Source organism: Pseudomonas sp. TH49 (genome assembly GCF_016650625.1).
In the GTDB taxonomy this organism is placed as follows: domain Bacteria; phylum Pseudomonadota; class Gammaproteobacteria; order Pseudomonadales; family Pseudomonadaceae; genus Aquipseudomonas; species Aquipseudomonas fluorescens_H.
The window spans coordinates 123,670-145,413 of sequence record NZ_JAEKFL010000001.1 but is presented as its reverse complement, the minus strand read 5'-3'; the positions used below and the strand labels follow the sequence as shown (position 1 = coordinate 145,413).

Below are 21,744 nucleotides of genomic sequence, written 5' to 3'. Positions count from 1 at the left end.
AGCATGAATATCAGACAAACAAAAAGGCCCGCATCACTGCGGGCCTTCTTGTTTTCAGCACTGAAGCAGGGCGGTTTAACCCGCCACCAACACCCGGATCGCTTCCAGACGCAGCGCCGCTTTATCCAGCATCGCCAGACCCAGTTCACGTTGCTTGCGCAACGCATCCAGTTCGCTGTCGCGCACGGTCGGGTTGACCGCTTGCAACGCGGTCAGGCGCGCCAGTTCTTCTTCGGTATCGGCCGCCAGACGACGACGGGCCTCGGCCACGCGCTCGGCGTGACGCGGGGCAATCTTGTCTTCACCGGCGTTGATCCGTGGCGTCAGCTGATCGCGCTGGGCCTGGATGAACTTGTTGGCGCTGGCACGTGGCACGCTTTCCAGTTGATCGTTGAGGGTTTCGAACGAGACCCGCGGCGACAGATCGTTGCCGTTGGCGTCGAGCAGGCAGCGCAGGGCGGCCGGCGGCAGGTAGCGGCCCAGTTGCAGCGAGCGCGGTGCAACCACTTCGCTGACGTAGAGCAGTTCCAGCAGCACGGTGCCCGGTTTCAGCGCCTTGTTCTTGATCAGCGCGACGGCGGTGTTGCCCATCGAACCGGACAGCACCAGATCCATGCCGCCCTGCACCATCGGGTGTTCCCAGGTGATGAACTGCATGTCTTCGCGCGACAGCGCCTGATTGCGGTCGTAGGTGATGGTCACGCCTTCGTCGTCGCCCAGCGGGAAGCTGGCGTCGAGCATTTTCTCGCTCGGCTTGAGGATCAGGGCGTTTTCCGAGTGGTCTTCGCTGTCGATGCCGAACGCGTCGAACAGGGTTTCCATGTAGATCGGCAGGGCGAACTGGTCGTCCTGCTCAAGGATCGCCTCGACCAGCGCGTCACCTTCGCCAGCGCCGCCGGAGTTGAGTTCCAGCAGACGGTCGCGACCGGTGTGCAGCTCTTGTTCCAGACGCTCGCGCTCGGCGCGGGCTTCGTCGATCAGCGCTTGCCACTCGCCGTCATCGGCTTCTTCAAGCAGCGGCAGCAGGCGCGGGCCGAACTGATGCTGCAAGGCGTTGCCGGTCGGGCAGGTATTGAGGAACGCGTTCAGCGCTTCGTGGTACCACTGGAACAGGCGCTCTTGCGGGCTGGTTTCCAGGTACGGCACGTGCAGTTCGATGATGTGCTTCTGACCGATCCGGTCGAGACGCCCGATACGCTGCTCGAGCAGGTCCGGGTGCGACGGCAGATCGAACAGCACCAGGTGGTGCGCGAACTGGAAGTTGCGACCTTCACTGCCGATTTCCGAGCAGATCAGCACCTGTGCGCCAAATTCTTCGTCGGCGAAGTAGGCGGCGGCGCGGTCACGCTCGAGGATGTTCATGCCTTCATGGAACACCGTGGCCGGGATGCCGGAACGCACGCGCAGCGCGTCTTCCAGATCCATCGCGGTTTCGGCGTGGGCGCAGATCACCAGCACTTTGGTGCGCTTGAGCATTTTCAGTTGATCGATCAGCCACTCGACGCGCGGGTCGAATTTCCACCAGCGCTCTTCTTCGCTGGCGTCAGGCTGGGCCTGGAAGCTGACTTCCGGGTACAGCTCAGCGTGATCGCCCAGCGGCAGTTCGAGGTATTCGTCCGGGCATGGCAGCGGGTACGGGTGCAGTTTGCGCTCCGGGAAACCCTGCACGGCGGCGCGGGTGTTACGGAACAGCACGCGGCCAGTGCCGTGGCGGTCGAGCAGTTCACGCACCAGACGCGCGCTGGCTTCGCTGTCGCCATCGTTGACCGCAGTCAGCAGGGCTTCGCCTTCGTTGCCGAGGAAACCGTGGATGGTCTTGTGTGCTGCAGGCGACAGGCGCCCTTTGTCGAGCAGTTCCTGAACGGCTTCGGCCACCGGGCGATAGTTCTCGCTCTCGGCGCGGAACGCGGCCAGGTCATGGAAACGGTTCGGGTCGAGCAGGCGCAGACGGGCGAAGTGGCTGTCCTGACCCAGTTGTTCCGGGGTCGCGGTGAGCAGCAGCACGCCGGGAATCACTTCAGCCAGTTGTTCGACCAGCGAATACTCAGGGCTGGCCTTGTCTTCGTGCCACACCAGGTGGTGGGCTTCGTCGACCACCATCAGATCCCAGCCGGCGGCGAACAAGGCGTCCTGCGCCTTCTCGTCTTCGACCAGCCACTCCAGGGCAACCAATGCCAGCTGGGTGTCTTCGAACGGGTTGGTGGCATCGCTTTCGATGAAGCGTTCTTCGTCGAACAGCGCGACCTGCAGGTTGAAACGGCGGCGCATTTCCACCAGCCACTGGTGCTGCAGGTTTTCCGGAACCAGGATCAGCACGCGGTTGGCGCGGCCCGAGAGCAGTTGGCGATGGATCACCAGACCGGCTTCGATGGTTTTCCCCAGACCCACTTCGTCCGCCAGCAGAACCCGCGGCGCAATACGGTCGGCGACTTCACGGGCGATGTGCAACTGGTGCGCGATTGGTTGCGCACGCACGCCGCCCAGGCCCCAGAGCGAGGACTGCAACTGGCGGCTGGTGTGTTCCAGGGTGTTGTAGCGCAGGGAGAACCATGACAACGGGTCGATCTGCCCGGCGAACAGACGGTCGCTGGCCAGACGGAACTGAATGAAGTTCGACAGCTGGGTTTCCGGCAGGGTAACGGCTTCGTTCTGCCCGTTGAGACCGTGATAGACCATCAGCCCGTCGACGTCGTCGACTTCGCGCACGGTCATCTTCCAGCCTTCGAAGTGAGTAATGGTGTCACCCGGCGAGAATCGCACGCGGGTGAGGGGCGCATTCCGTAGCGCGTACTGGCGGGTTTCGCCAGTGGCCGGGTAAAGCACGGTCAACAAGCGGCCGTCCTGTGCCAGAACGGTGCCTAAACCAAGCTCTGCTTCGCTGTCACTGATCCAGCGTTGCCCCGGTTGATACTGCTGCGCCATGCTGCCTGACTCCCACCTTGAAAAAGCGGGCTATCTTAACGGAATGCAGGCTTCAGGGCCAAAGATTACTGGGTAGGCGCTGCCGCAGGCGGCGATCCTTTGATCTTTGGAAACACTTGAGATTTGTGGTGTCCGATTAATAGATCGCAGCCTGCGGCAGCTCCTGCAGGTGCCAAGTGCGTCACAGATTTGCGACGGATGGCTCAAGGCGCCTTTGCCGCAGCCGATAGCTTGCTGACAGGAGACCCTATATATGCTGCCACCGATGCTCCCCCTGAGCGCTGTGCCGATCACTTCCCAGCAGGATCCGATTCGCCAGCGGCCGGACATTCCTCCGGTGGTGCCGGTGCAGGAAAGCTCCAACGAAAGCACGATCGATCTGCAAAAGCGCGATCCGGAAGAGGATCGACTGCTGGCGCGCGAAGAACAGCGTCGCCAGCAGGAGCGTGATCGTCGCCGTCGCGAAGCCGACGAAGACCCGGAGGAGCATCTGGCCGTGCCGGGCACCGAGCTGAATGCTGACAACACCGTGCCGGTGGTGCCGCTGATGGAAGATCAGCCGCGTCAGGGCTTGTGGGTCGATATCGAGATCTGAGTACGAAGGTTTACACGAATTGTTGTCGGGTGCTGTTGTCAGGCTGCATGATTGGCGCAGCCCTGCCGCTGATGCGGCAGTTGTGTTTTCTTCAAGTGATGCGCTGAACGCCATGAGCCAAGATGAAAAACTGATCGACCTCGGCACTGAACGCGCCAAGCGTGTGCATGATCTCAACGAAAAGCGGCTTAACGAAGTTCGCAAGGCCTTCGAGCAGGCCATGCCGTTGGGAAAAACCCAGAAAAAGCCGAAAAAGAAACCGAAAAAGCGTTGATCTTCCCCTGCATCCTTTGATGCAGGTCAGTTATTTTCCCGCCTTTATCCTCTGTGTTGTCCGGACTTGATCCTGGTCAATTTCTGCGCCTGCGTGATTGGTTAACTTAGCTCCATCGCAGCAAAGCAGGGGCCAGGAGGCCACAGTCATGTTTTTCGATAACGTGGTGTTTGCCGGGGTTCTGACCGTAGGTCTCATGGTTCTGTTTTTTGCAGGGTTTGGATTTTTTATCTGGAAGGATGCGAATAAGCGCAAGAAGTAGTCTTTCTGGGTTTGATGAGCACGCAAGGCATTTTGGGCGACTTCGGTTGCCCTTTTTTTTGTGTTCTTGGCGGCCTTTGGGCCGACCATGTTCTTGGGGTTTTGGGGGTATATCCGTTTCTGTGGGGGTTGCTGATTAGGGTTCCGCCCTTACGGCGGGTCACTTTTTCCAGACGCCGAAAAAGTAACCAAAAAGGCTTTACCCTGACGTTCGGCCCTCGCTTAGGCTCGGGTTCCTTCGCTCCGGGATTCATCCGGGGGGCAGCGCCTACGGTTTGCTTCGCTGCACCTCCTCTCGCTGTGTTTGGCTGCGCCAAACGGTCGCTGCGCTCCCACCCCCGGATAAATCCCTCCACTCAGCCTGCCGACGGGCCCTGAGATCAAAAGCTTTACTCGAGCTAACGCTCATTGTGGTGAGTGGGGCGGCTTCGCCGCAGGGGCAGCACGCAATCTGAACTGTAGGAGCCAGCCTGCTGGCGATGGCGGCCTGACAGCCGACCAATTTCTTGCGGATGCACCCGGCCCCACTGTGGGAGCGGGCTTGCTCGCGATGGCGGCCTGACAGCCGACCAATCTCTTACTGATGTACCCGGCCCCACTGTGGGAGCGGGCTTGCTCGCGAAGGCGGCCTGACAGCCGACCAATCTCTTACTGATGTACCCGGCCCCACTGTGGGAGCGGGCTTGCTCGCGAAGGCGGCCTGACAGCCGACCAATCTCTTACTGATGTACCCGGCCCCACTGTGGGAGCGGGCTTGCTCGCGAAGGCGGCCTGTCAGCCGACCAATCTTTTACTGATATACCCGGCCCCACTGTGGGAGCGGGCTTGCTCGCGATGGCGGCCTGACAGCCGACCAATCTCTTACTGATATGCCCGGCCCCACTGTGGGAGCGGGCTTGCTCGCGAAGGCGGCCTGTCAGCCGACCAATCTCTTACTGAATACACCCAATCCCATGTAGGAGCTGCCGAAGGCTGCGATCTTTTGATCTGGCTCTGGCTCTGGCTCTGGCTCTTGATGTGGCTTTTGATCTTCGAGCCCCTTCGGCAGGCCGAGCGAAGGTGTCCATCAGGGGGGTAGGCGCGCAGCGCCATGCGGCGGAGCCGCATCCATCGAGAGGAGGTGCAGCGAAGCAAACCGTAGGCGATGCCCCCTGATGGACACCGTAGCGAGGGAACACTGAGCCTCAGCGAAGTGCCGTACGCCGGGGGAAGCCTTTTTGGTTACTTTTTCGGCGTTTGGAAAAAGTGACCCGCCGTAAGGGCGGAACCGTAATCAGCAACCCCCGCAGCAACGGATATGCCCCCAATCCAACCCCAACCAAAACAAAAAAAGGCGCAATCCTCACGAATCACGCCTTTCTCATGTGCTGCGGTCTATCAGCTACCCAACGCTTTGGACGCCAACCAGAACAACCCAGCCGACAACGCCACAGTCGCCGGCAGGGTCAGCACCCACGCCAGCAGGATAGTGCGAACAGTCCCGCCCTGCAGGCCGCTCTTGTTGGCGACCATGGTGCCGGCCACGCCCGAGGACAGGACGTGGGTGGTGGACACTGGCAGGCTGAAAATGTTGGCCATGCCGATCAGACTGGCAGTGGTGATCTGCGCCGACATGCCCTGAGAGTAGGTCATGCCTTGCTTGCCGATCTTCTCGCCGATGGTCAGTACCACACGTTTCCAGCCGACCATGGTGCCCAGGCCCAGGGCCAGTGCGACCGCCAGAATCACCCAGAACGGCGCGTATTCAGTGGTGGTGGTCAGGTCTTTGCGCAGTTTGTCCAGGTCAGCTTTTTCACGCGCTTCAAGGCCTGGCAGCTTGCCGACTTTCTTCGCGGTGTCGTCCAGGCAGAGCAAGTAGCGACGGACTTCGATGCGGCTTTCCGAGGACAGCGAATGGTAGTCCGCTACACCTTTAAGGGTGCCAAGCAGGGCGTTGATGGTCGGTTCGGTCTGCTGCGGGTTGCAGCGGAATTTTTCCGGCAGATCGCCTTCAACACTTTTGCCCAGGGCCAGGAATTCGCCAAGGGAGTCGGCGTTGCGCTTGTAGAACTGGCTCAGGTGCAAGGTCGCGTCACGGGTGCGCTCGATCTGGTAGGTGGTGCTGCTCAGGTCAAGCACGAACTGCGCAGGCACGATACCGATCAGTACCAGCATGATCAGGCCGATGCCTTTCTGACCATCGTTGGAACCGTGCACGAAGCTCACGGCCATGGCCGAGATCACCAGGACCAGGCGATTCCAGAACGGCGGATGCTTCTTGTCGTCGATCTTGCGGCGCTGTTCCGGGGTCTTGTGCATCTTCGACAGCGGGCGCCACCACTTCAGGCCGATCAGGATCAGCGCGGCGATCAGGAAACCGGCCATTGGCGAGAACACCAGCGAGGCGCCAATGTCGATCGCTTTCTGCCAGTTCACGCCGTCGGCCAACGGGATGTTGTTGATCAGGGCGTTAGCCAGGCCGACGCCGAGGATCGAGCCGATCAGGGTGTGGGAGCTGGAGGCCGGGATACCGAAGTACCAGGTGCCCAGGTTCCAGGTGATCGCCGCGGCGAGCAACGAGAACACCATCGCCAGGCCATGGCCGGTGTTCACATTGATCAGCAGTTCTACCGGCAGCAGGTGAACAATGGCATACGCCACGCCAACGCCGCCCAGCAACACGCCGAGGAAGTTGAACACACCGGAGAAGAACACCGCCAGGTGAGGCGGCATGGCTTTGGTGTAGATAACAGTGGCTACCGCGTTAGCGGTGTCATGAAATCCATTGATGAACTCGAAGGCGAGGACAAACGTCAGGGCGAGCAAGAGGCTCACAAGCACCCAAGCATCCAGTCCGCTGAATAAATCGATCATGAAGGTTTTCTGACCCGGTCATAAGGGGGCGCGATTATGCCAGAAAAGACTGGAAATCGATCCCCTACCTGCTCATCGGTAGCAATCAATGTCGAATTAAATTGTTGCAAGGTGCAAAGCCCGAGCGTGTTGCAGGGTTTTTCAAGTGCTTGATTGGCTTGGAAAAACTTTCAGGCAGCAGGCGTTTTGTCGAGCGCGCAGGGGCCTCAAACGTTTGTGTGAAATATCTCTGAAACGAGTCAGACACGCTCCTTTCCCGTGCAGGACGGGGGAGGTGGCCGCTGCCCGCGGGTAGCGGGCGCGCAAGGCATCATCGGGTCACCGTGCTTGTAGCCGGTGGCGACGCAGGCCCTCGAAAAACTCAGGATCGCCCGTTCATGGTTCTTCGGTTTTGAGTTCTTCTTCCATTTTTTTCAGTTCTTGCTGGAAAACCTGATCCTGAACTGTGGGGCGTTTACGCCATGCCTTGCGTTCCGGTTCGGGTTGGGCGGCGTAGGTGGTGACTTCCCCGCCGTAAACTTCCTTGTAACGTTGTTCCTGGCGCTCAAGTTCCGCGCGCAGTTCGTCTTTCGTCACAGTGCTACCTGTTTGAGTTGAGATAAATGTCTGGTGAAACGCACGGCAACGAGTCGATTGAACACGTCCACCGAGGGGCAATGCCAGTTCAGGCATTGGAGTTGTCGGCAGGGCGATCAAGACTTCCATGTTGCAGGCGGCTACGGCACCAGATTAAAACTGACGCAGCATCAGTTTCCTGTTTCAGCAAGCGCGCTGGCGGTGCATGAATAATGAGCGTCAGGCGCTGGCCGGGGCTGACGGCAATAGGCAGCGCATCAGCGGGCGGCACCCTCGGCCAGTGAAAACGCGGCGCCACTGAGGTGCATTATAGCGGTCGAATCGGGATTGACTATCTTTGCCAAGTTAAAAACGGTTCGGGATGTGTGATCGTTTTGTTGCTGACAAGTTTTATCGCTAGTTGAAATTTGTCGAAACCTTTAAGGACGCGCGTTCAGTTTCTGGCGCCATTAAGTCGAGCAACTAATGGGTCATGCAAAGTTGGCTGAACAGGTTGGCCCAACGATTGAAGAAGCCGCGAAGGACGGCGGCTGATGGATTGCGATAATCGGTCGGCGGTTCGATAATCGCCCAATCTTGGCGTCTCGGCCCTTGTGCATCTGTCGGCGAGCCGCTTGTATAGCCATTGATCCGTGATGCAAAAGGACAAGAAATGAACGATCAAATGCGCAACTCCTTCACCTCCGTGGCGCCGCCGATCGTCGCTTCGCCGGCCAAGCGCATCCAGGCGCTGACCGGCGATCCGGATTTCATGACCTCGCTGGCCCGTGGCCTGGCGGTGGTGCAGGCGTTTCAGGAGCGCAAGCGACACCTGACCATCGCCCAGATCAGCCACCGCACGGAAATTCCCCGCGCCGCCGTGCGCCGTTGCCTGCACACCTTGATCAAACTGGGTTACGCCACCACCGATGGCCGCACATATTCACTGCTGCCCAAAGTCCTGACCCTTGGCCACGCCTATCTGTCATCGACGCCGCTGGCGGTGTCGGCCCAGCCGTACCTCGATCGCATGAGCGAGCAACTGCACGAAGCCTGCAACATGGCCACACTTGAAGGCGACGACATTCTGTACATCGCCCGTTCGGCGACCACGCAGCGGCTGATTTCGGTGGACCTGTCGGTGGGTGGGCGGCTACCGGCGTATTGCACGTCGATGGGCCGCATCCTGCTGGCGGCGCTGGACGACACCTCGCTGGGCGAATACCTCGACCATGCCGAACTGGTGGCCAAAACCAGTCGCACACTGCATACCCCGGAAAGTCTGCTCGAATGCCTGCAGGAAGTTCGGCAGCAGGGCTGGTGCATCGTCGATCAGGAACTCGAGCAAGGCCTGCGTTCGATTGCCGTGCCGGTGTACGACGCGTCGGGTCAGGTGGTCGCGGCGCTCAATGTCAGCACCCACGCCGGCCGCGTCAGCCGTACCGAGCTGGAGCAACGCTTTCTGCCGGGCCTGCTCAGTGCCAGCCGCGACCTCAGCGCCCAGTTGTTCGCCTGATGAAGCTGTTCGATAAACGCACAGTGTTGCGTTTATCGAATTGACGCTAAAAGCCTCGGATCATTAATGTCGCGGCAGCGTCATCCGGCGCAGATGTGAATGAGCCTGCCGGATTGTCGACTCCCATAATAATGACAAGAGGCAACTCACCATGCGCATGCTCCCCGACTGTCTCAGCCCCATTCCCTGTTGCCGGATTCACCGCAACGCCTGATTTCGATCTTCTATTCTTGTGACCGTGCCGCTTTTTGGCCGGCCGCCGTTCGACTGCGTTTTTTGCGTGGAATAAAAATAATGAACCAGCCTCAGTCCGCTGTAGGTAACTGCCTCGACGTGCAGACCTTCATCAATGCCCAACCGATCTCGCGCTATCAGTGGCGGGTGGTGATCCTGTGTTTCCTGATTGTGTTTCTCGATGGCCTCGACACCGCGGCGATGGGCTTTATCGCCCCGGCCTTGTCCCAGGACTGGGGCATCGACCGCGCCAGCCTCGGCCCGGTGATGAGTGCCGCGCTGATCGGCATGGTGTTCGGCGCACTGGGTTCCGGCCCACTGGCTGACCGCTTCGGGCGCAAAGTGGTACTGGTCGGCGCGGTGCTGCTGTTTGGCGCTTTCAGTCTGGCTTCGGCCTACAGCACCAACGTCGAACAATTGCTGGTGCTGCGTTTCCTCACCGGCCTCGGTCTGGGCGCCGGCATGCCCAACGCCACCACACTGCTCTCGGAGTACACCCCGGAGCGCAAGAAATCCTTGCTGGTGACCAGCATGTTCTGCGGTTTTAACCTCGGCATGGCCGGCGGCGGATTCATTTCGGCGAAGCTGATCCCGGCGTTCGGCTGGCACAGCCTGTTGCTGATCGGCGGGATCCTGCCGCTGATCCTCGCCGTGGTGCTGTTGTTCTGGCTGCCGGAATCGGCGCGTTATCTGGTGGTGCGTAATCGCGGCACCGACAAAGTGCGCAAGACCTTGTCGCCGATCGATCCGGTCACCGTCGCGCAGGCCTCGAGTTTCAGCGTGCCGGAACAGAAAACCGTCAAGGCGCGCAACGTGTTCGCGGTGATTTTCTCCGGCACCTACAGCGCCGGCACCTTGCTGCTGTGGCTGACCTACTTCATGGGCCTGGTCATCGTCTACCTGCTGACCAGTTGGCTGCCGACCCTGATGCGTGACAGCGGCGCGAGCATGGAGCAGGCGGCGTTCATCGGCGCGTTGTTCCAGTTCGGCGGGGTGTTGAGCGCGGTCGCTGTGGGCTGGGCGATGGACCGCTTCAATCCGCACAAGGTCATTGGCACGTTCTACCTGCTGGCCGGGGTGTTTGCCTATGCGGTGGGGCAGAGCCTGGGCAACATCACCTTGCTCGCGACCTTGGTGCTGGTGGCGGGGATGTGCGTCAACGGTGCGCAATCGGCGATGCCGTCGCTGGCGGCGCGGTTTTATCCGACCCAGGGCCGCGCGACCGGGGTGTCGTGGATGCTCGGGATTGGCCGGTTTGGTGCGATTCTCGGGGCGTGGATGGGCGCGACGTTGCTGGGGTTGGGCTGGAACTTTGAGCAGGTGTTGACGGCACTGGTGATTCCGGCGGCGTTGGCGACGACGGCGGTGGTGATTAAAGGCGTGGTCAGTCATGCGGATGCGACTTGAGTCGAGTCATTTTGATTTGCGTTGAATGTTCCGACGCCTTCGCGAGCAAGCCCGCTCCCACAGGGAAAACACATTTCAAATGTGGGAGCGGGCTTGCTCGCGAAGCTTTTGCTTGTGATTGATAGGGTGGTAACAATCTGTTCGATAAACGAACACTCAGTCGATTATCGGATTGTTTGGCGATTTTCAGCGGCTTAATCTGCAGTGACTCCGGCGCTGAACCTCGCGCCTTTTTCTCACTGGCGATTCACTACAAAAACGGGAGCCTGCTCCATGGCTGAGATTCTTTCGCTGCACGACGCGGTGAAGCAATTCGTCAACGACGGCGACACCGTCGCGCTCGAAGGCTTCACTCACCTGATTCCGACAGCCGCAGGTCATGAAATCATTCGTCAGGGCAAGAAAGATCTGACCCTGGTGCGGATGACGCCTGACCTGATCTACGACCAACTGATCGGTGCCGGTTGTGCACGCAAGCTGATCTTTTCCTGGGGTGGCAACCCGGGTGTCGGTTCGCTGCACCGTCTGCGCGATGCGGTCGAGAAGCAGTGGCCGCATGCGCTGGAAATCGAAGAGCACAGCCACGCCGACTTGGCCAACGCCTACGTCGCCGGCGCTTCCGGCCTGCCGTTCGCCGTGCTGCGGGCCTACGCCGGTTCCGACCTGCCGAAGGTCAACCCGCTGATCAAATCCGTGACCTGCCCGTTCACCGGTGAAGTGCTGGCGGCGGTGCCGTCGGTACGTCCGGACGTGACCGTGATCCACGCGCAGAAGGCCGACCGCCAAGGCAACGTGTTGCTGTGGGGCATTCTCGGTGTGCAGAAAGAAGCCGCACTGGCGGCCAAGCGCTGCATCGTCACCGTCGAGGAAATCGTCGACAACCTCAACGCCCCGATGAACGCTTGCGTGCTGCCGACCTGGGCCTTGAGCGCGGTCTGCCACGTGCCGGGCGGCGCGCATCCGTCCTACGCCCACGGTTACACCGAACGTGACAATCGTTTCTATCAGGCGTGGGATCCGATCGCCCGTGACCGTGAGACGTTTACCGCGTGGATCAACGAATACATCCATGGCTGCGCTGACTTCAGCGAGTTCCAGGCCAAGTTGGCCGCTGCTTCGGAGGCCAAGTAATGACTTACACCACCAACGAAATGATGACCGTCGCTGCGGCCCGTCGCCTGAAAAACGGCTCGGTGTGCTTCGTCGGCATCGGCCTGCCGTCGAAAGCCGCCAACCTCGCGCGCCTGACCTCGTCGCCGGACGTGGTGCTGATCTACGAATCCGGCCCGATTGGCGCCAAGCCAAGCGTGTTGCCGCTGTCGATCGGTGACGGCGAATTGGCGGAAACTGCCGACACCGTCGTGCCGACCGGTGAGATTTTTCGCTACTGGCTGCAGGGCGGGCGCATCGACGTCGGTTTTCTCGGCGCGGCGCAGGTCGACCGTTTCGGCAACATCAACACCACCGTGGTCGGCGACTATCACGCGCCGAAAGTGCGCCTGCCGGGTGCCGGTGGCGCGCCGGAAATCGCCGGTTCGGCCAAGAGCGTGTTGATCATCCTCAAACAGTCGGCGCGGTCGTTCGTCGACAAGCTCGACTTCATTACCTCGGTCGGTCACGGCGAGGGCGGCGATTCGCGCAAGCGTCTGGGCCTGCCGGGTGCCGGTCCGGTCGGGATCATCACCGACCTGTGCATCATGGAGCCGGAAGCGGGCACCCACGAATTTGTGGTCACCGCCCTGCATCCGGGCGTGACCCGCGAGCAGGTGATCGCAGCCACCGGTTGGGCGATCCGCTTTGCCGACAACGTTGAAACCACGGCGGCACCGACCGAGGTCGAACTCACTGCACTGCGCGATCTCGAAGCGCGCACCGCCGCCGCCCACGGCCAGGCACCGGGAGAAGCATGATGCGTGACGTATATATCTGCGATGCGATTCGCACCCCCATCGGCCGGTTCGGCGGTGGTCTGGCCGCCGTGCGCGCCGACGATCTGGCCGCCGTGCCGATCAAGGCGCTGATGGAGCGCAATCCCTCGGTGGACTGGAATGCAATCGACGAAGTGTTCCTCGGCTGCGCCAACCAGGCAGGCGAAGACAACCGCAACGTGGCGCGCATGGCGCTGCTGCTGGCGGGCTTGCCGGACAGCGTGCCGGGCGTGACCCTCAACCGTCTCTGTGCTTCGGGCATGGATGCGATCGGCACCGCGTTCCGCGCCATTGCCAGTGGCGAGATGGAGCTGGCGATTGCCGGCGGCGTCGAGTCGATGTCCCGCGCGCCGTTCGTGATGGGCAAGGCGGACGCAGCGTTCTCGCGCAACATGAAACTGGAAGACACCACCATCGGCTGGCGTTTCATCAACCCGTTGATGAAAGCGCAGTACGGCGTCGATGCGATGCCGCAGACCGCCGACAACGTCGCCGACGACTATAAAGTGTCGCGCGCCGACCAGGACGCGTTCGCCCTGCGCAGCCAGCAACGCACCGCCGCCGCGCAGGCGGCGGGCTACTTCGCCGAGGAAATCGTCGAGGTACGCATTGCCCACAAGAAGGGCGAAACCGTGGTCAGCCAGGACGAACATCCTCGCGCCGACACCACGCTTGAAGCCCTGAGCAAACTCAAACCGGTCAACGGCCCGGACAAGACTGTCACCGCCGGCAACGCGTCCGGGGTCAACGACGGCGCGGCCGCGCTGATTCTCGCTTCGGCTGAAGCGGTGAAGAAACACGGCCTGACCGCCCGCGCCAAAGTGCTGGGCATGGCCAGTGCCGGCGTCGCGCCACGGGTGATGGGCATCGGCCCGGTGCCAGCGGTGCGCAAACTGATCGAGCGTCTCGGGGTGGCGGTCAGCGATTTCGACGTGATCGAACTCAACGAAGCCTTCGCCAGCCAGGGCCTGGCGGTGCTGCGTGAACTGGGTCTGGCCGATGATGCGTCGCAGGTCAACCCGAACGGTGGCGCGATTGCCTTGGGTCACCCGTTGGGCATGAGCGGCGCGCGACTGGTGCTGACTGCGTTGCATCAGTTGGAAAAGACCGGCGGCAAGAAAGGTCTGGCAACCATGTGCGTCGGCGTCGGGCAGGGTCTGGCGCTGGCCATCGAACGCGTCTGACGCACAGCTGCACGAACAAGAACTGAGGAAAGCGAAATGACTGACAAGCCTGGCTACCGTCGTCCGCAGGAAGGCACCCAGCCTGAGTACCTGCACCCGACGTATCAATCCACCAACCTGCGCTCGCCGTCCAAGCCATTGGTGTTTCTGCCGCATTCGTTGTCGGAGACCACCGGCCCGACCATCGGTGCCGAACGCGTCGCCGAGAAAGACAACGACCTGACTGCTCAGCACGACGGCGAGCCGTTGGGCGAGCGCATCATCATTCACGGCCGTGTGCTCGATGAAAACGGTTTGCCGGTGCCGGGGATTCTGGTGGAGATCTGGCAGGCCAACGCCGCCGGCCGCTACAACCACAAACGCGATCTGCACGACGCGCCGCTGGACCCGAACTTCACCGGTACCGGTCGCACCGTGACCGACGCCGACGGCTGGTATCAGTTCCAGACCATCAAGCCCGGCGCCTATCCGTGGGGCAACCACCACAACGCGTGGCGCCCGGCGCACATCCATTTCTCGCTGTTCGGGCCGAGCATCCTCACCCGTCTGGTGACGCAGATGTATTTCCCCGGCGACCCGCTGCTGGCCTACGACCCGATCTACAACTGCGTGCCGGACACCTCCGCCAAGGAGCGTCTGATCGCCGCTTTCGATCTGGAAAAAACCATTCCGTCCTACGCCCTCGGCTATCGCTGGGACATCGTCTTGCGCGGCCGCGACGCCACGCCGATGGAGAAATAAGATGACGCTGACTGCCACCACGTCCCATACCGTCGGGCCGTACTACCACATCGGCCTGACCTGGCTGAACCGCGAAAACCTCGCGGTCGAACAAACCCTCGGCGAGCGCGTGGCGATCACCGGCCAAGTCGTTGACGGCAACGGCGATGTGGTCAACGACGCGATGCTCGAAGTCTGGCAGGCCAACGCCGCCGGCAAATACGCGCACCCGGAAGACGAGCAGGACAAACCACTGGACCCGCACTTCGAAGGTTTCGGCCGGGTGCCGGTGGACGCCGAAGGGCGCTTCCGTTTCACCACGATCAAACCGGGCACGGTCGAAGGCCTGAAGGGCTCGACCCAGGCCCCGCACCTGGTGGTGCTGGTGTTTGCCCGCGGTCTGGTCAAACACTTGCTGACACGCATCTACTTTGAAGGCGATCCGGCGAACGTCAATGATCCGCTGCTGGAATGTGTGCCGGCTGAGCGCCGCGGGACGTTGCTGGCGAAGCCGGATGCGGCGGGTGTTTATCAGTGGAATGTGATTTTGCAGGGCACTGAGGCGGAGACGGTGTTCTTCGATTATTGATCGAGACCCCATTCCCAGGGAGTGAGTTTGTGGTGAGGGGATTTATCCCCGACCGAGTGCGCAGCGCTCGCAAAACCGGTAAATGCGGTAGGTCTGTTGCTCCGTGATTATCCGTTTTGAGGCTGCTTCGCAGCCCATCGGGGATAAATCCCCTCGCCACATAGCTCACTCCTACAAGGGAATTGTGTTGGATGTATGTGTGGAACGGGACTGTTGCGAAGTGTGTCTAGACTCTCATCTGTCCCCTCAGAGTAAAAACAATGACAACTACCACCGCTCATTACACCGGCGAAGAGCGCAGCAAGCGCATCTTCGCCATTGTCGGTGCCTCGTCCGGCAATCTGGTCGAATGGTTCGACTTCTATGTCTATGCCTTCTGCGCGATCTATTTCGCCCCGGCGTTTTTCCCCTCCGACAACCCCACGGTGCAACTGGTCAACACCGCCGGTGTATTCGCCGCCGGGTTCCTGATGCGCCCGATTGGCGGCTGGATTTTCGGGCGGCTGGCGGACAAGAAGGGCCGCAAGACTTCGATGATGATTTCGGTGCTGATGATGTGCTTCGGCTCGCTGCTCATCGCTTGCCTGCCGACTTACGCCAGCATCGGCGTGTGGGCACCGCTGCTGTTGCTGTTCGCGCGTCTGCTTCAAGGTTTGTCGGTGGGTGGCGAATACGGCACCACCGCGACCTACATGAGTGAAGTCGCGCTCAAGGGCCAGCGCGGCTTTTTCGCTTCGTTCCAGTACGTGACGCTGATCGGCGGACAATTGCTGGCGGTGTTGCTGGTGGTGATCCTGCAGCAGTTCCTCAGCGAAGACGAACTGCGTGCCTACGGCTGGCGGATTCCGTTTGTGGTCGGTGCGGTGGCGGCGGTGATCTCGCTGTTCCTGCGGCGTTCGCTGAAAGAAACCGCCAGCAAGGAAATGCGCGAGAACAAGGACGCCGGCAGCATTCGCGCGCTGTTCCGTGATCACAAAGCCGCGTTCATCACCGTGCTCGGTTACACCGCCGGTGGCTCGCTGATTTTCTACACCTTCACCACGTATATGCAGAAGTACCTGGTGAACACCGCCGGCATGCACGCGAAGACCGCCAGCTACATCATGACTGGCGCGCTGTTCCTGTATATGTGCATGCAGCCGCTGTTCGGCATGCTCGCCGACAAGATCGGCCGACGTAATTCGATGCTCTGGTTCGGCGCGCTCGGCACGCTGTTCACCGTGCCGATCCTGTTGAGCCTGAAAAGCATCAGCAGCCCGATTCTGGCCTTTGTGCTGATTACCGTGGCGCTGGCAATTGTCAGTTTCTATACCTCGATCAGCGGCCTGGTGAAAGCCGAAATGTTCCCGCCGGAAGTCCGCGCCCTCGGCGTCGGTCTGGCCTACGCGGTGGCCAACGCGATCTTCGGCGGCTCGGCCGAATACGTGGCCCTGAGCCTGAAGGCCGGGGGCATGGAAAACGCCTTCTACTGGTACGTCACGGTGATGATGGCGGTGGCGTTCCTGTTCAGCCTGCGCCTGCCGAAACAGGCGGCGTACTTGCATCACGATCTGTAAACCGATGAGCGCGGGCCGCGATGGCCCGCGCCGGCAAGGACTGTTTATGACTCAGCGACCGGGCAATCAATTGTTCGATGCCTACTTCACTGCCCGCGATATGCGCGACGTGTTCTGCGATCAGGGCCGGGTGCAGGCGATGCTCGATTTCGAAGCGGCGCTGGCCCGGGCCGAAGCGCGGGTCGGGGTGATTCCGGCGTCCGCCGTCGCGCCGATTGCCGCCGCCTGCAACGCCGGTCTGTATGACTTCGCGGCGCTGGGCGAGGCGATTGCCACGGCCGGTAATTCGGCGATTCCACTGGTCAAGGCGTTGGGCAAGCAGATCGCCGCGAGCAGTGCCGAGGCCGAGCGCTATGTGCATCTGGGGGCGACCAGTCAGGATGTGATGGATTCCGGGCTGGTGCTGCAATTGCGTCAGGCGCTGGAGCTGATTGAAAGCGATCTGGCAGCGCTTGCCGATTCGCTCGCCGCCCATGCCCAACGTCATGCGGCGACGCCACTGGCCGGGCGCACATGGCTGCAGCACGCCACGCCCGTGACTCTCGGAATGAAGATTGCCGGTTGGCTCGGCGCGGTGACCCGCAGTCGCCAGCGTCTGCGTGAACTCAAGCCACGGCTGCTGGTGCTGCAATTCGGCGGAGCGTCCGGCACCCTCGCGGCGCTCGGCGAGCAAGCGCTGCTAATCGCCCAGGCGTTGGCCGAAGAGCTGCAACTGACTTTGCCTGAGCAACCATGGCACACCCAGCGTGATCGCATCGTCGAGTTCGGCGCGGTACTCGGTTTGATCGCCGGCAGCCTCGGCAAACTCGGGCGCGACGTCAGTCTGTTGATGCAGACCGAAGCGGCGGAAGTGTTCGAGCCGTCGGCGCCGGGCAAGGGTGGTTCGTCGACCATGCCGCACAAGCGCAATCCGGTCGGCGCGGCAGTGTTGATCGGTGCCGCGACGCGGGTGCCGGGGCTGGTCTCGACGCTGTTCAGCGCCATGCCGCAGGAGCACGAACGCAGCCTCGGTCTGTGGCATGCCGAATGGGAAACCCTGCCGGACATCTGCTGCCTGGTGTCCGGTGCGCTGCAACAGGCGCGCCTGCTGGCCGATGGTCTGGAAGTCGACGCCGAACGCATGGCGCGCAATCTCCAATTGACTCAAGGGCTGGTGCTTGCCGAAGCGGTGAGCATCGTCCTCGCGCAGCGGGTCGGACGCGACACCGCGCACCATTTGCTCGAACAATGCTGCAAACGCGCGGTGGCCGAACAGCGCCACCTGCGTGCGGTACTCGGCGACGAGCCGCAAGTGACTGCCGAACTGAGCAGCACCGAACTCGATCATCTGCTCGACCCCGCGCATTACCTCGGCCAGGCGCAAACCTGGGTCGAGCGCGCAGTCGCCGAACACAATGCTTTGACTGTCTGAAGGAGAGGGCTGTGGCTTTCGTTCAACTCGCCGATGGCGAACTGCACTATCAATTGGATGGGCCGGTCGATGCGCCGGTGTTGTTGCTGTCCAACTCGCTGGGCACCGACCTGCACATGTGGGACGCGCAGATACCGGCGTTCACCGAGCACTTCCGGGTGCTGCGTTTCGACACGCGCGGACACGGCCAGTCGCTGGTGACGCCGGGGCCGTACAGCATCGAGCAACTGGGTCGCGACGTGCTGGGTCTGCTGGATGCGCTGCACATCGAGCGTGCGCATTTCTGCGGATTGTCGATGGGCGGGTTGATCGGCCAGTGGCTGGGGATCAATGCCGGTCATCGTCTGCACAAACTGATTGTGTGCAACACCGCCGCGAAGATCGGCGACCCGTCGGTGTGGAATCCGCGCATCGAAACCGTGTTGCGTGATGGCCCGGCAGCGATGGTCGCACTGCGTGATGCGTCGATTGCCCGTTGGTTTACCCCGGACTTTTCCACGGCCAATCCGGCCGCGGCGAAGAAGATCACCGACATGCTCGCGGCGACGTCACCTGAAGGTTATGCGGCCAATTGCGCGGCGGTACGCGATGCCGATTTCCGTGAGCAACTGGCGTCGATCAACCTGCCGCTGCTGGTGATCGCCGGCACCGAAGATGCGGTGACGCCACCGTCCGGCGGGCATTTCATTCAGGAGCATGTGCGCGGCGCCGAGTACGCCGAGTTCTATGCCGCGCACCTGTCCAACGTGCAGGCCGGTGCCGCTTTCAGTGATCGGGTGTTGGCGTTTCTGAACGCTCAGTGAGGGAAGATTTGTGGACGAGAAACAACGTTACGACGAAGGTTTGCAAGTACGCCGCGCGGTATTGGGCGATGCCCACGTCGATCGCAGCCTGAATGCGCTGACCGAGTTCAACTCGGAATTCCAGGAGATGATCACCCGTCACGCCTGGGGCGACATCTGGACCCGCCCGGGCCTGCCTCGGCATACCCGCAGCCTGATCACCATCGCCATGCTGATCGGGATGAACCGCGAGGCCGAGCTGAAACTGCATTTGCGTGCGGCGGCCAACAACGGTGTGAGCCGGGGCGAGATCAAGGAAGTGATCATGCAGAGTGCGATCTATTGCGGGATCCCGGCGGCGAATGCCACGTTCCATCTGGCGGAATCGGTGTGGGATGAGCTGGGGGTTGAATCCCGGGAGTGATGGTGCCTGAACTGACGCCTTCGCGAGCAAGCCCGCTCCCACAATGGAACGCGTTCCTCTGTAGGAGTGAGCCTGCTCGCGATGGCGATGTTTGCCGTGACACCTCACACCCTGGCGACAATAAAAATCCGCTTGAACGGAAACAGCGTCTGCCCGTTTTTCTCCGGCGGATAATGCTCATGCACACGCATCAGGAAGTGGTAGATAAACCGCGCCTGTTCCTGTGGCGTCAGTGCCTGCATCACCGGCCGCAGCGCCGAGACCTTCACCCAGTCGTAGATCGGCGATTTGCCGCCGACCACCTGTAATTGCTCGGTTTCCCAGATATCCAGTGACGTGGTCAGCGGCGCCAGCAAGCGGTAGTAATCCTCCAGCGACAATAGCGGTCGCGCCGCCATGTGCTGGCGCAGTTGCGGCGTGCCGATGGGGGTGTGACCTGGGCCGGCGTCTTCCAGGGTGTCGAGCATCAATCGATACCACAAGGCATCGCGCCAGTCCGGCATGTGCGCCGCCAGACAGCCGCCGGGGTTCAGATGCCCCAGCAGGCGCGGCAGCAGTTGTTGATGATCGCCAATGAAATGCAGCACCGCCGCGGCGAGCAGCAGGTCGGCGGGTTGTCTGGGTTGCCATTCGAGCAGGTCGCACTCTTGCCAGCGAGCGTTGATCGACAGACATCGGGCCTGATCGAGCATCTGCCGCGAACTGTCGACGCCCAGCAACTGCGCTCGCGGCCAACGTTCGGCCAGCAGCTGCGTGGCAATGCCGGTGCCGCAGCCCAGGTCGTAAATGTGTTTGGGGTTATCCAGTTCGACGCGATCGAGCAATTCGTTGACCGGGCGCTGGCGTTGACGGGAAAACTGCTGGTACGCCTTGGCGTCCCAGTCGGGTGCTGCATTGAGATGAGTGATCATGAGGTGGTCCTCCGATGATCAGCAGTGTCTTCCGATGACAACCTGGCCAAAACTTGAGGACCAACAACTTTGGATAGCGGAAGCGGGGAGGGTGTGGCGCCTGAGTCCTTCAGGTGTTTCCTACTCTACCCGAGGCTTTGCGAAGCGCTACAGATCCTGACGGATGGCACAACACCCCTGTGGGCGCGGGCTTGCTCGCGAAGGCGGAGGGTCAGGCAGCATTGAAGTGACTGATAAACCGCTTTCGCGAGCAAGCCCGCTCCCACAGGGGCTTGGTGTTTACAGCAAGCTGATCGGATAGCTGATGATCAGGCGGTTTTCGTCGAACTCGTTGTTGCTGAAGTCGCGGCGCATGGTCGAGTTGCGCCAGCGCACGTTCAGGTCGCGCAAGGTGCCGCTCTGCACGGTGTAGCCCAGTTCCGATTCGCGGCCCCACTCCTTGCCGTCGGTGACGGTTGCGGTGTGCACGTTGTCGCCGCTGATGTAGCGGTTCATCAGGGTCAGGCCGGGGATGCCCAGGGCGGCGAAGTTGTAGTCGTGGCGCACCTGCCAGGATCGCTCCTGAGCGTTGTCGTAGCTTGAGTTGTAGCTGTCGTTGGCCAGGGTGCCGCCGCTGGTGCCGTTGACGCGCATCCAGGCGCTGTCGCCGGTGAGTTTCTGCAGGCCGACGTAGAAAGTGTTGCCGCCGTAGCGGGCCGAGAACATCCCCGACCAGGTCTTGTTGTCGAGTTCGCCGGCGCGGGCGCTGCCGTCATCCTTGCCATAGAAGAAGCCGAGGTTGGCGCCCAGGGTCCAGTCGCCCAGTGGCTGGCTGTGCGTCAGGTTGACGTATTGCTGGCTGTAGATGTCCTTGAGTTCGGCGTTCCACAGGCCGATCTGCGTGCGCTTTTCGTTGAAAACGTATTCACCGCCCTGAAAGTTGAAGCGGTCCGAGGTGAACGCCGGCTTACCGAACATCGACATGTCGCTCATGCTGCTGTCATCGCGCGGGCTGTTGGCGCGGAACTGCCCGCCGTAGAGGGTCAGACCGTTGATCTCCTTCGAGGTGATCTGCCCGCCACGGAAGGTTTGCGGCAGCGAACGGCCGTCGTCCGAACGCAGGATCGGCAGCACCGGCATCCATTCGCCCACCTTGATTTCGGTCTGCGACAGCTTGGCCTTGAACGCGACGTTGGTACGGCCGAAATTGTCCGCCGGGCGCCCGTCGTGATCCAGCGGCAGCAGTTGCGTGCCACCGGTGCCTTTGCCGCCATCGAGCTTTACCGAATACAGGCCGAGCACGTCCATGCCGAAGCCGACGGTGCCTTGGGTGAAACCGGATTTGGCATCGAGGATGAAGTTCTGCGTCCACTCTTCAGCCTTGCCCTGAGCCTTGGTCGGGTTGGTGAAGTTGCGGTTGATGTAGAAGTTGCGCAGGTTCAGGTTGGCGCTGGCGCCTTCGACAAATCCGGCTTCTTCGGCTGCGACAGGCAGGGCAGCGCCGGTCAGTGCGAGGGCGATCAGGCCGGGAAGGGCGTACGGCGCAGTTGGATGAGTCATCGCAGGGTCTCTTGTTATTTTTTTTGGGTCGAACGGGTCCGTTGCCGCCACTTTCGGGGCAGGCAAGCGCTTGCAGAATCTGG

The 21,744-nt window shown here is 61.5% G+C and carries 19 protein-coding genes; 14 read left to right on the top strand and 5 right to left on the bottom strand.

Features of this window, described 5'->3' with window-relative positions:
• Positions 1–75: 75 nt before the first annotated feature.
• Positions 76–2,922, bottom strand: a complete 2,847-nt coding sequence (gene rapA / locus JFU48_RS00750) for an RNA polymerase-associated protein RapA (RefSeq protein WP_003222393.1) — start codon at positions 2,920–2,922, stop codon at positions 76–78.
• 253 nt (positions 2,923–3,175) lie between these two features.
• On the opposite strand from rapA, the gene JFU48_RS00745 reads away from it, so the two are divergent.
• From JFU48_RS00745 to ccoM, 3 genes are all read left to right on the top strand, one after another.
• A complete protein-coding gene (locus JFU48_RS00745; RefSeq protein ID WP_003222394.1) occupies positions 3,176–3,517 on the top strand; it encodes a hypothetical protein in 342 nt (113 codons plus the stop codon).
• 19 nt (positions 3,518–3,536) lie between these two features.
• Entirely contained in the window at positions 3,537–3,791 is a 255-nt protein-coding gene (locus JFU48_RS00740; RefSeq protein ID WP_146774706.1) for a hypothetical protein, read from the top strand.
• A gap of 148 nt (positions 3,792–3,939) precedes the next feature.
• Positions 3,940–4,053: a cytochrome c oxidase subunit CcoM gene (gene ccoM / locus JFU48_RS30265; protein ID WP_003222396.1), complete on the top strand. Its 114-nt coding sequence runs from the start codon at positions 3,940–3,942 to the stop codon at positions 4,051–4,053.
• A gap of 1,376 nt (positions 4,054–5,429) precedes the next feature.
• Here ccoM and JFU48_RS00735 read toward each other — a convergent pair.
• Both JFU48_RS00735 and JFU48_RS00730 read right to left on the bottom strand, forming a co-directional pair.
• Positions 5,430–6,905, bottom strand: a complete 1,476-nt coding sequence (locus JFU48_RS00735; RefSeq protein ID WP_003222397.1) for an inorganic phosphate transporter — start codon at positions 6,903–6,905, stop codon at positions 5,430–5,432.
• 375 nt (positions 6,906–7,280) lie between these two features.
• A complete protein-coding gene (locus JFU48_RS00730) occupies positions 7,281–7,481 on the bottom strand; it encodes a hypothetical protein (protein ID WP_003222398.1) in 201 nt (66 codons plus the stop codon).
• A gap of 652 nt (positions 7,482–8,133) precedes the next feature.
• Between JFU48_RS00730 and pcaR the strand changes: the two genes are divergently transcribed.
• The 11 genes from pcaR to pcaC all read left to right on the top strand — a co-directional run bounded on the left by pcaR (position 8,134) and on the right by pcaC (position 19,211).
• Positions 8,134–8,976, top strand: coding sequence for a pca regulon transcriptional regulator PcaR (gene pcaR, locus JFU48_RS00725; protein WP_003222399.1), 843 nt, complete (start codon positions 8,134–8,136; stop codon positions 8,974–8,976).
• A gap of 294 nt (positions 8,977–9,270) precedes the next feature.
• On the top strand, positions 9,271–10,617 hold the full coding sequence (locus JFU48_RS00720; protein ID WP_103485654.1) for an MFS transporter: 1,347 nt from the start codon (positions 9,271–9,273) through the stop codon (positions 10,615–10,617).
• A 273-nt stretch (positions 10,618–10,890) separates the two neighbouring features.
• Positions 10,891–11,748, top strand: coding sequence for a CoA transferase subunit A (locus JFU48_RS00715; protein ID WP_003222404.1), 858 nt, complete (start codon positions 10,891–10,893; stop codon positions 11,746–11,748).
• Positions 11,748–12,527, top strand: coding sequence for a CoA-transferase subunit beta (locus JFU48_RS00710; protein WP_103485655.1), 780 nt, complete (start codon positions 11,748–11,750; stop codon positions 12,525–12,527). The genes JFU48_RS00715 and JFU48_RS00710 overlap by 1 nt, the downstream gene beginning before the upstream one ends.
• Positions 12,524–13,729 (top strand): 3-oxoadipyl-CoA thiolase, encoded by a 1,206-nt coding sequence (gene pcaF, locus JFU48_RS00705; protein WP_201135610.1) that lies wholly within the window; start codon positions 12,524–12,526, stop codon positions 13,727–13,729. The genes JFU48_RS00710 and pcaF overlap by 4 nt, the downstream gene beginning before the upstream one ends.
• A 36-nt stretch (positions 13,730–13,765) precedes the next feature.
• The gene (gene pcaH, locus JFU48_RS00700) at positions 13,766–14,470 is read left to right on the top strand and encodes a protocatechuate 3,4-dioxygenase subunit beta (protein WP_201135609.1); all 705 of its coding nucleotides are present in this window, start codon (positions 13,766–13,768) and stop codon (positions 14,468–14,470) included.
• 1 nt (position 14,471) lies between these two features.
• Positions 14,472–15,038 carry a protocatechuate 3,4-dioxygenase subunit alpha gene (gene pcaG / locus JFU48_RS00695; RefSeq protein WP_003222412.1) on the top strand — a complete coding sequence of 189 codons (567 nt, stop codon included), beginning with the start codon at positions 14,472–14,474 and terminating at the stop codon, positions 15,036–15,038.
• A 260-nt stretch (positions 15,039–15,298) separates the two neighbouring features.
• Positions 15,299–16,594 carry an MFS family transporter gene (locus JFU48_RS00690; protein ID WP_201135608.1) on the top strand — a complete coding sequence of 432 codons (1,296 nt, stop codon included), beginning with the start codon at positions 15,299–15,301 and terminating at the stop codon, positions 16,592–16,594.
• 46 nt (positions 16,595–16,640) lie between these two features.
• Positions 16,641–18,005 (top strand): 3-carboxy-cis,cis-muconate cycloisomerase, encoded by a 1,365-nt coding sequence (locus tag JFU48_RS00685; protein WP_201135607.1) that lies wholly within the window; start codon positions 16,641–16,643, stop codon positions 18,003–18,005.
• Positions 18,006–18,016: 11 nt separating this feature from the next.
• Positions 18,017–18,808, top strand: a complete 792-nt coding sequence (pcaD, locus tag JFU48_RS00680) for a 3-oxoadipate enol-lactonase (protein ID WP_201135606.1) — start codon at positions 18,017–18,019, stop codon at positions 18,806–18,808.
• A 10-nt stretch (positions 18,809–18,818) separates the two neighbouring features.
• Positions 18,819–19,211 (top strand): 4-carboxymuconolactone decarboxylase, encoded by a 393-nt coding sequence (pcaC, locus tag JFU48_RS00675; RefSeq protein WP_003222417.1) that lies wholly within the window; start codon positions 18,819–18,821, stop codon positions 19,209–19,211.
• A 104-nt stretch (positions 19,212–19,315) separates the two neighbouring features.
• Here pcaC and JFU48_RS00670 read toward each other — a convergent pair whose 3' ends face one another.
• On the bottom strand, positions 19,316–20,122 hold the full coding sequence (locus tag JFU48_RS00670) for a methyltransferase domain-containing protein (protein WP_201135605.1): 807 nt from the start codon (positions 20,120–20,122) through the stop codon (positions 19,316–19,318).
• A 279-nt stretch (positions 20,123–20,401) separates the two neighbouring features.
• The gene (locus JFU48_RS00665; protein WP_201135604.1) at positions 20,402–21,661 is read right to left on the bottom strand and encodes an OprD family porin; all 1,260 of its coding nucleotides are present in this window, start codon (positions 21,659–21,661) and stop codon (positions 20,402–20,404) included.
• Positions 21,662–21,744: the final 83 nt, after the last annotated feature.

What these genes read in the sequence shown, in the direction of transcription:
- rapA (WP_003222393.1), bottom strand. Translation starts at nt 2,922, where the DNA reads ATGGCGCAGCAGTATCAACCGGGGCAACGCTGGATCAGTGACAGCGAA.
- JFU48_RS00745 (WP_003222394.1), top strand. Translation starts at nt 3,176, where the DNA reads ATGCTGCCACCGATGCTCCCCCTGAGCGCTGTGCCGATCACTTCCCAG.
- ccoM (WP_003222396.1), top strand. Translation starts at nt 3,940, where the DNA reads ATGTTTTTCGATAACGTGGTGTTTGCCGGGGTTCTGACCGTAGGTCTC.
- JFU48_RS00735 (WP_003222397.1), bottom strand. Translation starts at nt 6,905, where the DNA reads ATGATCGATTTATTCAGCGGACTGGATGCTTGGGTGCTTGTGAGCCTC.
- pcaR (WP_003222399.1), top strand. Translation starts at nt 8,134, where the DNA reads ATGAACGATCAAATGCGCAACTCCTTCACCTCCGTGGCGCCGCCGATC.
- JFU48_RS00720 (WP_103485654.1), top strand. Translation starts at nt 9,271, where the DNA reads ATGAACCAGCCTCAGTCCGCTGTAGGTAACTGCCTCGACGTGCAGACC.
- JFU48_RS00715 (WP_003222404.1), top strand. Translation starts at nt 10,891, where the DNA reads ATGGCTGAGATTCTTTCGCTGCACGACGCGGTGAAGCAATTCGTCAAC.
- JFU48_RS00710 (WP_103485655.1), top strand. Translation starts at nt 11,748, where the DNA reads ATGACTTACACCACCAACGAAATGATGACCGTCGCTGCGGCCCGTCGC.
- pcaF (WP_201135610.1), top strand. Translation starts at nt 12,524, where the DNA reads ATGATGCGTGACGTATATATCTGCGATGCGATTCGCACCCCCATCGGC.
- pcaH (WP_201135609.1), top strand. Translation starts at nt 13,766, where the DNA reads ATGACTGACAAGCCTGGCTACCGTCGTCCGCAGGAAGGCACCCAGCCT.
- pcaG (WP_003222412.1), top strand. Translation starts at nt 14,472, where the DNA reads ATGACGCTGACTGCCACCACGTCCCATACCGTCGGGCCGTACTACCAC.
- JFU48_RS00690 (WP_201135608.1), top strand. Translation starts at nt 15,299, where the DNA reads ATGACAACTACCACCGCTCATTACACCGGCGAAGAGCGCAGCAAGCGC.
- JFU48_RS00685 (WP_201135607.1), top strand. Translation starts at nt 16,641, where the DNA reads ATGACTCAGCGACCGGGCAATCAATTGTTCGATGCCTACTTCACTGCC.
- JFU48_RS00670 (WP_201135605.1), bottom strand. Translation starts at nt 20,122, where the DNA reads ATGATCACTCATCTCAATGCAGCACCCGACTGGGACGCCAAGGCGTAC.
- JFU48_RS00665 (WP_201135604.1), bottom strand. Translation starts at nt 21,661, where the DNA reads ATGACTCATCCAACTGCGCCGTACGCCCTTCCCGGCCTGATCGCCCTC.